We start from the raw sequence: 12,693 nt of genomic DNA, 5'->3' as shown, positions 1-12,693 counted from the left end.
CTGCAGCCTTCAACGGTGCAACTTTGAGCAACAACCAATTGAAAGTGAAAGTACCTCCATTTTCGGTGGTGGTATTGGCTTTGAAATAATTGATTTTAGCGCGTCAGCGTCACTCCGCCGTAGCGCACATGCTCTCGTCCATCTGCCAGTAAAAGGGTTGCCACGTAGGTATACAATCCTTCTGCGGCAGGTTGGGCGCGACTGGAGCCATCCCAAAATGCATCCGCATCACCTGGGGGTACATCCCGAATTGACCAAACCAGTCCGCCCCATCGATCGAATACGTTGAATGCCACAATGCGTTGCAGTTCTGCTCCGCCAAAAAAACCAAAACGATCGTTTTTGCCATCGTCATTGGGGCTGAAGCCAGTGGGGAAATAGATCTTATAAAAATCGAGCTGCAACAAAACGGTACTGTCGCAACCTATCGCGGAACTCAAATGAGACAGGTATTGCCCCGGAGTGCCGTACAGACTACTGCCAATTTTGTACTGTTCTCCTTCCAAAATGCGGGCTTGTACCGTGTCCTGGAGTTGGTCTTCAATTTCCAGCGTCAAGTGCACGATGCTGTCACAATTGTGGATGGTTTTGAAGGTATCCAGGTATTCTCCAGCGCTGGACAACCGCTGTTGCTGGAATTTATAAACCGCACCGGGACAAATTTTCACAGTAGAATAGCCCGTACTTTGGGGCAATTGATGAAAATAGGGGAGTGCCAGCCGACAACCATCCCGCCCGGTGATGCGGGTTTGGTATTTGCCTTCTCCGTATTTTACTTGTAAGGTTGGTTTGGTTTCGCCGATCAGCGCAATGCCCTCTTTGAACCATTGGTAAGTATAGTCTTCAATCGCTGGGATCTCCAGCGTAAATCGATCGGTACAGGGAAACCCTTGAGGCCTGATTTGGTAATCAAAATTGCGCTGCTCATCCAATACCAGGTTGTCGAAAAAATAGTAGGGGTTGATTGATGGTGCAGAAGGCTCACAATCGGGACCAATCACCATGGCATTGATGTCTTCTTTGGGCGTAACGTTGATTTCCTTGAGCAGCCATTGCTTGTCTCCACTGATGAAAACCCGCCCCAATTCAACCCAACCAGGACCATTCACCGGGCATCCAAACTGGGTATTGCCCTTGCCAAAGGGAAGTTCTTCGCAATTTTTTGCCCCATAAAATACAATGTTGGTTGGTGGTGAATTTTCAACGTCAGTAAAGCCAACCCAAAACCTGAATTTGTAGGCAACCCCAGCCTTGAGTGGCCCCAAAAGGCAGGCACCAGCGTATTCTTTCCAGTTGGAATCGGGCATTTGTCCGAAGCGACCGTTGCGAAACCCCACTGCTGCTTCTCCATCCGGAAAGGGCAGGGGAGGAGGCAGGTTTGGCCAGCCCATCCAGCCACAGGTGTGCAAATAATCGGTGGTGGGAGCGGAAGCTTGTATCCAGGTTATGGCGCAATTGAGCTGACTCTGGCTCTGCGGGCAACAATTCATCTCTTCAAAAGAAGGATTGGGAATCAGCGATTTGGGCTCGATCAGGATACAGTCGCAATCAGGATCATTGATGTCGATCAATCCATCTCCGTCGTCGTCGCGGGCATTGTCGCAAATTTCATCAATTTTTAAAATTTGGGGTAAAACGGGAGAAACCCCCAGCAAGCGTTGGAACGACAATAAAATCAAGAAAACATATCCTGATCGTTTTTTCATACTTTAGCTATTTACCGCATGAATGCTGTGCAATGGTATTGTTAACCCATACAATGAAATACTGCTTGGGGTTGGCTGTTCCGAATTTGATTGTCGATAAGAAAACCAATGTTCTATCAAGCTCATCTAAATATACCAAGTATTTGCTTAATTTAGTCGCTTTAAAAGAACCACGAGTACATGACCGAAGCGCCTTTCACCTACCAAGCCGATGCTTTTAAAGTAGCCATCGATTGCATTGTTTTTGGATTTGACCAAAATGAGCTCAAACTTCTATTGATACACCGGAACTTTGAACCAGCCCAAGGCAATTGGTCATTGATGGGGGGCTTTCTCAGCATCAATGAAAGCTTAAGTGATGGAGCCAAGCGCATTTTGTACCAGTTGACAGGACTACAAGACATTTACCTGGAACAAGTCTACGTTTTTGGCGATGTTGACCGTGATCCCGTTGAGCGGGTACTCTCGGTTTGTTTTTATGCCCTCATCAAAATCGAAGATTACGACGAAGCCTTGGGGAATAGCCACGATGCCCATTGGTTTCCTGTACAACAAAGACCCGAACTCATTTTTGACCACGAACAAATGATTGAAGCAGCACTCAGCAGATTGCGCAGAAGAGCTGGATACCAACCGATTGGGTTTGAATTGTTGCCCGAAAAATTCACCATGATGCAATTGCTCAACCTCTATGAAGCCATTTATGAGCGTGAATTTGATGTTGGCAATTTCAGCAAAAAAATCCTCTCGCTGGGCATTTTGGTCAAAACCAATGAGAAACTGCGCGGAGAATCCAAGAAGGGCTCGTACTTGTATTCCTTCGATCAAGCCAGTTACGACAATGTAAAAGAAAAGGGATTCAGGATCATAGGTTAAGAGCTAACTTATGATCCTGAACCAATAATTCACTACCAGAATTTGACGTAAATCGCGGTAATGATCAATAGCGTAGTCACAATCATCACCAAAATACCAGGTGATACCTTGAACATCGCTGTATCCAGTTCGAATGCTTTTGGATTGACTTTAGGTCCAAACAAGCTCATAACCACCATCACTAGGATCGTAAATCCAAAGGCCAGACCCATACAAATCAGGAAAGGAATCTCGAAACCACCGTTTCCATCCGGGTATGCTGTGTAGAGGAATGTATGATTGCCCATTACCTCTGGCGCGTACTCATTGAAGAATACCGACAACACAAAGCCCACCAATACCCCGGCTACCGCTGCGGCACCAGTGGTACGCTTCCAGAACATACCCAAAATGAAGATGGCAAATACGCCCGGACTGATAAAGCCGGTGTATTTTTGGATAAAGGTAAAACCACCCGCTCCACCAATGCCCAATAGGTCATTCCAGGTTAGGGCAATTGCCAGTACCATAGAGGCAACAATCGCCATGCGGCCCACCCAAACCAACTTGCGGTCGTCGGCTTCTTTATCGATGTACTTGCGGTAAATGTCCAACGTGAAAATGGTAGAAATGCTGTTGGCTTTGCCCGCCAAAGAAGCTACAATTGCTGCCGTAAGTGCGGCCATTGATAAACCTTTCAAACCAGTAGGCAAGAAAGTCAGGATAGCTGAATAGGCATTGTCGGCCAGGAATTTTCCACCTGGAGCCATTTGATCCTGCAATGCACCGTTTTGGTACAACACATAAGCGGCAATACCCGGCAACATCACAATAATCGGCATCATCAACTTCAAAAATCCGGCAAACAGGATTCCTGTACGTGCCGTGTTGAGATCGGCACCCAAGGCCCGTTGGGTAATGTACTGGTTGCAACCCCAGTAGTTGAGGTTCACAATCCATTGACCCGCAGCGTACATGGCGATACCCGGCAACAGCAAGTATTTGTTGATGTATTCTTGTGAAGAGTCGACGGTTGGTTTGGCCAGGATCATGTGGAAGTGATCGTCGGCTTTTTCCATCAAGAGGTTGAAGCCTGAAAAAATGTTGTGGCCCATGCCAAACTTGACGCTCACCATATCCAGCGCCAACCAAGTTGTAGCCAAGCCCCCAATGATCAGTACGAGTACTTGCAAAACGTCTGTATACCCGATTACCTTCATTCCACCAATGGTGATGACCAGGGCAAAAGCAGCCAGCCCTACCATAATAATGTGGAAATGGTCGCCCCCAATTAGGTTGTTGATGGCCAGTGCACCCAAAAACAGAATGGAAGTCAGGTTGACAAAAATGTACAGAAACAACCAAAAGACAGTCATAATCATGCTCACCGTTTCATTGTAACGGGTTTTGAGAAACTGTGGCATGGTATAAATGTGGTTCTTCAGGTAAATCGGCATGAAGAACACCGCTACGATAATCAGTGCGATCGCTGCAAGCCACTCATAGGCTGCCACGGCTATCCCCACAAAAAATCCATTGCCCGACATGCCAATAAACTGCTCGGCAGAGATGTTGGACGCAATCAAGGAAGCGCCGATGGCCCACCAGGTCAGTGATCCTTCCGCCAGAAAAAAATCGGTGGTAGTGGTCTCCGTTTTCTTTTTGCGGTTGTATACCCAATATCCGTAACTGGCAACCAGCAGGAAATAAGCCAGGAAAACCCAGTAATCTATCATTTGTAGATTTTGCATCGATCTGAATGTTTTAGATGTTTAAAATTTATGTGGTAACGTAGAAAAATTAACTTCCCTCTAAAAAAATCGGGAAGTAATTTTTTGCGTCATACAAAGGCGCTAAAATAATAAGTTTGGGTTAACGGTGACCAAAATAAACTTCATTCCAGCGCAATTCATTCTTGAAATCGTACAAATTGGTGCGTTCATTGATCAATAGGTACTCAATTCCAGCGATTTCAGCAAAATCGGCCAGGTATTCCGTACTCAGGTTTTGGCTGTAACAAGTGTGGTGCGCTCCCCCTGCCAGAATCCAGGCTGCTGCGCCAGTTTTCAAATCGGGTTTCACTTTCCAAAGCACCCGGGCTACCGGCAGGTTGGGCAGCTCTTCGGTTGGTTCAACCGCTTCAACCTCATTGACAATGAGCCGGAACCGGTTGCCCATGTCCACAATGGAGGCATTGAGCGCAGCACCCGCCGCAACGTTGAACACCAAGCGCACAGGATCAGCTTTGCCGCCAATGCCCAATGGGTGTACCTCACAACTTGGTTTTTGAGCGGCAATGGAAGGACAAATTTCCAACATGTGCGCACCCAGGACTTGCATGTTGTTGGGCTGAAAATGGTAGGTATAGTCTTCCATAAACGAGTTACCACCGGGCAAACCCGCCGCCATCACCTTCATGGCACGAACCAGGGCTGCGGTTTTCCAGTCGCCTTCGCCCCCAAAACCGTAGCCAGCTGCCATCAGGCGTTGAGATGCTATACCCGGCAATTGAGCCATGCCGTGCAAATCTTCAAAGGTGTCGGTGAATCCTTTAAAATTGCCTTCCTGCAAAAATGTACGCATCCCGACTTCGATCCGCGCTGCTTCTACCAATGAACTGCGCTGTGCACCTCCTTTTTGCAAACTTGCGGATAGCGTATAGCTTGCCTCGTATTCTTCAATCAATCCATTGATCTCCCCTTCGCTCACCGCGTTGATCACCTGCACCAAATCACCAATGCCGTGGGTATTCACGGAATAACCAAACTTGATTTCGGCCTCTACTTTGTCGCCTTCAGTGACGGCTACCTGGCGCATGTTGTCGCCAAAGCGCACAAACTTGCCGCCTTGCCAATCGTTCCAGGCTGCCGCAACTCTGCTCCATACGCCCAGGCGTTCGTGTACCTCGGGATCTTGCCAGTGGCCCACCACCACCTTGCGGCTGAGGCGCATCCGTGCACCAATGAACCCAAACTCGCGGTCGCCATGCGCCGACTGATTCAGGTTCATAAAATCCATGTCGATGCTCGACCAAGGAATGTCCTGGTTGAACTGGGTATGCAAGTGGGCGAGCGGTTTGCGCAAAATCTTCAAGCCATTGATCCACATTTTGGCTGGCGAAAAGGTATGCATCCAGCAAATGAGACCGATGCACTGTGGATTAGAGTTGGCTTCGATCACCAGTTTGGTGATTTCTTCTGGGCCCACTACGATGGGTTTGAATACAATCTTGACAGGCAAGTGCGCCGATGCATCCAATGCTTTGGCAATGATTTCTGCGTTCTGTGCGACCTGTTTGAGGGTTTCTGGGCCGTAAAGGTGTTGACTTCCGGTGACGAACCAGGCTTCGAGGTTGTTGAGTTGAATCATATTTTGAATGTTGGGGCGGCCCGCAGGGTTAAGTAGTTGTCCACATTAAATGATCACTTTTGAAGCGGCTATTTTTTTCGCAGCCGAGGCAAAAAACGTAGGCGATGCAGGGCATCGGCGAGGCTTTTTAACGAAGGATGAGGAAAAAATAGCCCTTCAAAATGATTGATTTAATGTGGACAACTACTTATTGTCCATAATAGGCGCCTGTTCCGTGTTTTCGTTGGTAATGTTTTTGAATCAATGCCTCCTTTAAGCGGGGCACATCGGGACGAATGGTGACGCTGAGGTAGGCCATGCGGGCTACTTCCTCCAGTACAGCACTGTTGTACACTGCTTTCTCCACGGTTTTGCCCCAGGTAAACGGCGCATGATTGCCCACCAGGATCATTTCTACCTCTTCATAGCTGTGACTGCGGCGTTTAAAATCATTGATGATCTGAAATCCCGTTTCATACTCATAATTGCCCTGGATCATGGCATCATCCATAGGCGGTGCGCAGGGTACATCTACGGTGAGGTGATCCGCGTGGGTAGTGCCCAGGATGGGAATGTCCAACTGAGTTTGTGCCCAGGCAGTGGCATAAGTAGAATGGGTGTGTACGATGCCGCCGATTTTGTCCCAATGCTTGTACAACACCGCGTGGGTTTTGGTATCTGAAGAAGGGCGTTTGTTGCCTTCGACCACATTGGCTTCAAAGTCGAGGATTACGATGTCTTCGGCGCGCAAGGTTGCATAAGGCACTCCACTGGGTTTGATGGCAAAAACGCCCGCCGCCCGATCCACCACGCTGGCATTGCCAAAAGTGAAAAGCACCAGACCCAATTGGGGCAACTGCATATTGGCTTCGTAACAGGCTTCTTTGAGGTGTTGATAAGGACTGATCATACTGTTTCTTTTTTTCTATTTTCCTTCCACAAAATCTCCAAATTTGCCATAGGCTGCGTACAACTTATCGTATTGCAGTGCATTTGCAGGGATTGGTTGGTAAATTTTGTCAAATCCATTGCCCATCGCCTTGCTCGCGCTGGCCACATCCGGGTAAATGCCCCCTGCGACTGCGGCATACATGGCTGCACCCAGGGCTGGAGCTTGTTCCGAGCGGGCAATTTTGATGGGGCGATTCAGCACATCTGCCAGCGTTTGCATCACCAGGTCTGATTTTTTGGCTACTCCACCCATGCCCACTACGGCTTTGATGGGAATGCCTTCTGACTCAAAACGGTCGACAATTTTTTTAGAACCAAAACAAATGGCTTCCACCAGCGCCTTAAAAATAGCCGGAGCATCTGAGCCCATGTTCAAGCCCATGATTGCCCCTTTGAGGCTTTGATCTGCATCGGGGGTGCGGCGTCCGTTGACCCAATCGAGGGCGATGATGCCAGTTTGAGCAACGGGAATTGCAGCAGCGGCAGCACTGAGCTCAGCGATGAGTTGGTCTTCGAGTTCTTCCAGCAAAGCTGTTTTGGTGGACTCATCCAATAGCGCTGATTTGGGTAAAAGTTGCTGCATGGGCCAAATCAGCACTTGTTTGAACCAGGCCAGCAAATCGCCGAAAGCAGATTGACCCGCTTCCATTCCCATCATGCCGGGTACGATAGAGCCATCCACCTGGCCGCAAATGCCACGTACGAGTTTGTCTTGTACCTCGTGGAGGGGCGCTACCAGCATGTCGCAAGTAGAGGTCCCCATTACTTTCACCAAGGTATACGCTTCGGCCTCGCCGCCCACAGCACCAGCATGCGCATCAAAAGTGCCTACGCTGATCGCTACGTCTTGGTGCAAACCCAGGCGTAGCGCCCATTCGGAACACAGTTTTCCCGCAACTTGATCAGCAGTGTAGGTATCCGTATAAAGTCGATCGCGCAATCCGGCCAGTTTGGGTTCCAGGTGGGTCAAAAATTCTTCGGAAGGCAAGCCACCCCAGGATTCGTGCCACATGGCCTTGTGGCCAGCTGCACATCTACTGCGTTTGGTAGCCAGGGCATCAGTTCCTCCAATCAAGAGGTGGGTAATCCAGTCGCAATGCTCCATCCAGGAATAGGCAGCCTGGTTTACCTGTTCATCGCTGCGTACGGTATGCATGATTTTTGCCCAAAACCACTCAGAAGAATAAATGCCGCCTTCGTACATGGTATAATTAAGGCCACCCCAGGTGCGGGATTTGTGGTTGATTTCGGCAGCTTCAGCAATGGCGGTATGGTCTTTCCAAAGGATGAACATACCATTTGGATTTTCGGCAAAATCGGGCAGCAACGCCAAGGGGGTACCACTTTGGTCAACTGCCACTGGGGTAGAGCCAGTGGTGTCCACGGTAATGGCAACCACAGCATGCGGATCAAAATCCGGCAGTTTGGCCAGGGTGTGCTTGATGGCGTCTTCCAGGCTTTCGATATAATCAAGAGGATGTTGGCGAAATTGATTTTGAGCAGGCTGGCAGTACAGGCCTTTTTTCCAACGCGGGTAGTGACTGACCGCGCTGGCCAACTCGGCACCATTGGCCGTATCAATCAGCACAGCGCGCACCGAATCGGTACCAAAATCTGCTCCGAGTACGTATTGTTTCATCTCTAATTCCTTTAGGGCTTGCGATAATAAAAGTGAAAGTAACAATTATAGATTTAAATACCAATACCGTCGCTTTTTTTTCCAAAGAAAGATCAATTTTTGGAGTTCGAATTGGTACTGGATAAATTAAATCAATCCCCTTAGCTTTGCACCGCAAATTGAAGACATGACTACTTACAAAATCAAAGAAATATTTTATACCCTGCAAGGGGAAGGCGCCCAATCGGGCCGTCCGGCAGTGTTTTGTCGTTTTTCGGGCTGCAACCTCTGGTCGGGTCGGGAGGAAGACCGCGCCAAAGCCATCTGCCAGTTTTGCGACACCGATTTTTGGGGTATTGATGGCGAAAATGGAGGCAAATACAACGCTGGGGAATTGGCAGAGCTGGTGATCAGCATGTGGCCGGACCCTCAGGTAGGAAAACCTTACGTGGTGTGTACCGGTGGTGAACCCCTCCTTCAATTGGATGAACCCCTGATAGAAGCTTTTCACCAGCGAGACTTGGAGGTGGCGGTTGAAACCAATGGCACGATTGCAGCGCCAGCAGGATTGGACTGGATCTGCATGAGCCCCAAAGCCAATACCGAAATCCTGATTCAAACCGGGCATGAGCTCAAACTCGTGTACCCCCAAGCGGGAGCAGAACCAGAGCGCTTTGCAGGATTCCATTTTAATCACTTCTACCTCCAACCCATGGATGGCGTTGACGTCAAGCACCATACGCGCTTGACATTGGAGTATTGCTTGCGGCATCCAAAGTGGAGTTTGAGCTTGCAAACGCACAAGATATTGGGGATTGCGTAAGCGCTAGAAAATAGTTTGTTTCCTGCTATTTTGGGTGACGTAGGTTTGAGGCAATAAAAACAAAATTGGGACAACAAACTAAAAAAATCATCATCTTTATTGCCCCTAAGTGAGTCAAATACGGCAACAATGAAAAAAATACTCATCCTCAATGGCCCCAACTTGAATTTATTGGGAAAACGTGAACCCGAAATTTACGGCAGTCAAACTTTCGAAGACTACCTGCTCTTGTTGAGAAAGGCATTCCCTGAAGTTTCGATTGATTATTTTCAGAGCAATCACGAAGGCAGTTTGGTGGATAAAATTCATGAAGTTGGGTTCGATGTCGAATATCTGGGGATCGTACTCAATGCCGGAGCGTATACGCACACTTCAATTGCCTTGCACGATGCCATTGCTGGCGTGAAAACCCCGGTGGTAGAAGTCCACATCTCCAATGTGCATGCCCGCGAGCATTTTCGGCACCATTCCTACATTTCGCCCAAAGCCGCAGGCATTATTGTGGGATGTGGCTTGATGGGGTATGATTTGGCGGTTCAGTTTTTGTTGAAGCGATGATGGATTATTGATTTTTACGCAGATTCAACGCAGATTTTTCTGCGTTGATAATTACAAAAATATCTAAATTGGTGCATTTTTAACCTTCCAGGGCAATTGCAGGGTTTTGACCTCATTTGCTATGGGCAAGCAGATCGCAAATGGAAGCTTACGGCGCAATACTCAACATTGTGATGCCAATCTTTGTCCTCCTTTTTTTGATTGAAAAAGTGGTAGAATGGTACCGAGGTGCCCACGTCATCCGAGGTTTGGACAGTGTGTCCAGTTTTTCTTCCGGGATCACCAATGTGGTAAAGGATGTATTGGGCATTGGAGTAAGCATCATCACTTATCAATGGCTGGTGCAGCGTGTAGCCCTGATCCATTTGCCAGGTAATTCGATTTGGGCATTCCTGATAGGATTTGTAGTGGTTGATTTTCAAGGGTATTGGGTGCACCGTTGGGAGCATGAGATCAACTTTTTGTGGAACCGCCACGTCATTCACCACAGCAGCGAGGAGTTTAACCTCTCCTGTGCTTTGCGGCAATCCATATCTTCTTTTGTCAATTACTTCGCGATTCTCCTTTTACCTGCGGCGCTTTTGGGTGTCCCGTTAGAAGTTGTGGCCGTGATTGGCCCCTTGCATTTGTTTTTGCAATATTGGTACCATACCCAACTCATTGGCAAGATGGGATTTCTGGAATACTTTCTGGTTACGCCCTCTCATCACCGCGTGCACCACGCCATCAACCCGGAATACCTGGACAAAAACTACGGACAAGTATTCATTCTCTGGGATCGATGGTTTGGCACTTTTCAGGAAGAGTTGCCCGCTTCTCCGCCGGTTTACGGTGTAACCATACCTGTCCGCACCTGGAACCCCATCAAGATCAATTTCCAACACCTTTGGTTGCTCCTTCAGGATGCCTGGTATACCCGCAACTGGGGGGATAAAATCAGGATTTGGTTTAAGCCCACGGGTTGGCGCCCGGCTGATGTGATCGAGCAATATCCGGTGGAATACATCAAGGATGTGTACCATTTTGACAAATACGATACCTCCGCCTCTTCAGCGCTGGTTGCCTGGAGTTGGATACAGATGTTTTTCAATTATTTCCTATTGGTGTATTTCTTTGCCAATCTGGCCAACATCGGTTCTCCTGGGATTTTTTACTACGGCGGATTCCTGTTTTTGGCCATATTTGCCTACACCGAATTGATGGATCGCAACCCATATGCGGTGTATTTTGAAGCCCTCAAATCTGCCCTGGGGCTGTACTTGATTTATCAGGCGGGGGGCGATTGGTTTGGTGCAACCCAGCATTGGGGTGCATGGGTGGTGTACCTTGTTGGTGCCTATTTTGTACTATCGGTGCTGATGACGGTACTATTTGTAGAGCGGGAAATTAAGCTAAAACAAGTTTGATCCACTCGATCTCCAGTGTTAATGGATTGTTTCTCTCAATCGCGCAATACAGTTCTCTAGAGATCGGTACTGGTGATAACCCGCTTTCCAGATATGGCCTTTGTTGCGGGTTGCACTTTCTGGGTCTTTGTCGAGGCCGCTGTCGTACCATTCTCCGTTTTTGTGGTCGATCAAGTAGGTATCGATATAGGCCCATTGCTTTTTGAACTTCGCATCATAATTCAACGGATCAAGCGGATAAAGATCTGTCATGATGAGCAGTGTATTCAGTGCTTCGGCCTGCGTCCACCAATTTTTGGTGTCTTGGGTTATTGTGATTTTGTTCCCGTCGGTTTTGAAGTAATAGCCTTCGTCGTAAAAACCACCTACTGCATTATCCCAGCCCAGGGTCAGGCATTGATCGGTCATTTTTTTGGCGATGCGCCAGGTGGCGGTATCGTGCTTGATGCCAGCGATGTGCGAAGCTTCCATCAGCAGGTACGCTGTTTCGATGTCGTGTCCCCAAGATACGTGATCGAGGTTGTGGTGGCGCAGGATACTGGCCCGGCTGGAGTCTCGAAAAGACACCGGAGTCCAGTCCGGTTGAAAAAACAAGATCAGGTTCCCTTTTTCATTCACGATTTTGTCCCGAATCAGGAAGAGCATTTCTTCGAGTCGGGCTTTGACCAGAGGATCTGGCCAGATTTGGTACAATTCCGTAAACGCTTCCAAAAGATGGATGGAGCTGTTTTGGTCTTTGTAGCCCAATTCAGAAGTAGAAGGTGTGGTAGGTATTCTGTTTTGGTGCACACCTCTATTGCTCAGGTGCTGGTAATAGCCTTTGTATACCGGATCATGGCTGTATCGCTCCAACCATTCAAAGGATTTTTTGGCCAAGGCCAGTGCCGCCGGGTCTTTGCTGCTCAGGTAGTAAGCCGATACGGCATACAAGCCAAAAGCATTGCCATAAGCCGTTTTGGAAGAATCACGAGGTACGCCAGCGCGATCTACCTGCCAAAAGAATCCACCGTGGGTCTTGTCCCACATTTTGTCTTTTAGAAAAACAAAGCCATGCTGGGCAAAGTCGCGGTATTTTTTTTCACTGGACCAATGCTGGGCGGCTTTGGAATTGTTCCAAAGATGCCGGGCTTGGGAGACGATCATTTTGTCCTGATTGCCAACGGGCTTGAAATTGGCATCGAATGTAGAAAGGTATCCTCCATATTCCTGATCAATCGCGGCAGGATACCAAACCTCCACCAAATTGGTTTTGAGTCGATTTTCGAGCGTGTCTGCCAAGGCCAGTCGCTCTGGTGAGGTGGCGACCTCAGGCGTTTTGCATTGAATCAGAAAGAGAGCCAAAGCGATAAGGGCAAATAGATGTTGGACGCGCATGGGCAGAGTGGTTAATTACTAACGCAGAAAAATCGGGATGTAATTTGAGTCAAA

General features: G+C 48.3%; 10 protein-coding genes. 4 read left to right on the top strand and 6 right to left on the bottom strand.

The features are described 5' to 3' along the window. Positions 1-95: 95 nt before the first annotated feature. Positions 96-1,706 carry a T9SS type B sorting domain-containing protein gene (locus ABW391_RS03260; protein WP_353480392.1) on the bottom strand — a complete coding sequence of 537 codons (1,611 nt, stop codon included), beginning with the start codon at positions 1,704-1,706 and terminating at the stop codon, positions 96-98. Positions 1,707-1,886: 180 nt separating this feature from the next. Here ABW391_RS03260 and ABW391_RS03255 point away from each other — a divergent pair, with 180 nt between their 5' ends. Next, positions 1,887-2,582 carry an NUDIX hydrolase gene (locus ABW391_RS03255; RefSeq protein ID WP_353480391.1) on the top strand — a complete coding sequence of 232 codons (696 nt, stop codon included), beginning with the start codon at positions 1,887-1,889 and terminating at the stop codon, positions 2,580-2,582. Positions 2,583-2,614: 32 nt separating this feature from the next. On the opposite strand, the gene ABW391_RS03250 is transcribed toward ABW391_RS03255, so the two are convergent. The 4 genes from ABW391_RS03250 to ABW391_RS03235 form a co-directional block, all read right to left on the bottom strand. Beyond that, the gene (locus ABW391_RS03250; RefSeq protein WP_353480390.1) at positions 2,615-4,312 is read right to left on the bottom strand and encodes a sodium:solute symporter family transporter; all 1,698 of its coding nucleotides are present in this window, start codon (positions 4,310-4,312) and stop codon (positions 2,615-2,617) included. Positions 4,313-4,433: 121 nt separating this feature from the next. Then, positions 4,434-5,930, bottom strand: a complete 1,497-nt coding sequence (gene araA, locus ABW391_RS03245; protein ID WP_353480389.1) for an L-arabinose isomerase — start codon at positions 5,928-5,930, stop codon at positions 4,434-4,436. Positions 5,931-6,117: 187 nt separating this feature from the next. Further along, on the bottom strand, positions 6,118-6,819 hold the full coding sequence (locus ABW391_RS03240; RefSeq protein WP_353480388.1) for an L-ribulose-5-phosphate 4-epimerase: 702 nt from the start codon (positions 6,817-6,819) through the stop codon (positions 6,118-6,120). Positions 6,820-6,834: 15 nt separating this feature from the next. Then, complete coding sequence (locus ABW391_RS03235; protein WP_353480387.1) at positions 6,835-8,499, bottom strand: ribulokinase; 1,665 nt, start codon at positions 8,497-8,499, stop codon at positions 6,835-6,837. A 166-nt stretch (positions 8,500-8,665) separates the two neighbouring features. On the opposite strand from ABW391_RS03235, the gene queE reads away from it, so the two are divergent. The 3 genes from queE (at position 8,666) to ABW391_RS03220 (ending at position 11,265) form a co-directional block, all read left to right on the top strand. Continuing rightward, on the top strand, positions 8,666-9,301 hold the full coding sequence (gene queE / locus ABW391_RS03230; RefSeq protein ID WP_353480386.1) for a 7-carboxy-7-deazaguanine synthase: 636 nt from the start codon (positions 8,666-8,668) through the stop codon (positions 9,299-9,301). A gap of 129 nt (positions 9,302-9,430) precedes the next feature. Beyond that, on the top strand, positions 9,431-9,859 hold the full coding sequence (gene aroQ / locus ABW391_RS03225; RefSeq protein ID WP_353480385.1) for a type II 3-dehydroquinate dehydratase: 429 nt from the start codon (positions 9,431-9,433) through the stop codon (positions 9,857-9,859). Between the two features lie 140 nt (positions 9,860-9,999). Then, positions 10,000-11,265 (top strand): sterol desaturase family protein, encoded by a 1,266-nt coding sequence (locus ABW391_RS03220; RefSeq protein WP_353480384.1) that lies wholly within the window; start codon positions 10,000-10,002, stop codon positions 11,263-11,265. Between the two features lie 18 nt (positions 11,266-11,283). On the opposite strand, the gene ABW391_RS03215 is transcribed toward ABW391_RS03220, so the two are convergent. Then, positions 11,284-12,639 (bottom strand): AGE family epimerase/isomerase, encoded by a 1,356-nt coding sequence (locus tag ABW391_RS03215; protein WP_353480383.1) that lies wholly within the window; start codon positions 12,637-12,639, stop codon positions 11,284-11,286. Positions 12,640-12,693 lie beyond the last annotated feature (54 nt).

The organism is Haliscomenobacter sp. (genome assembly GCF_040403615.1).
In the GTDB taxonomy this organism is placed as follows: domain Bacteria; phylum Bacteroidota; class Bacteroidia; order Chitinophagales; family Saprospiraceae; genus Haliscomenobacter.
Note: the sequence above shows the minus strand (reverse complement) of the source record. Positions and strands in the feature narration are given on the sequence as shown.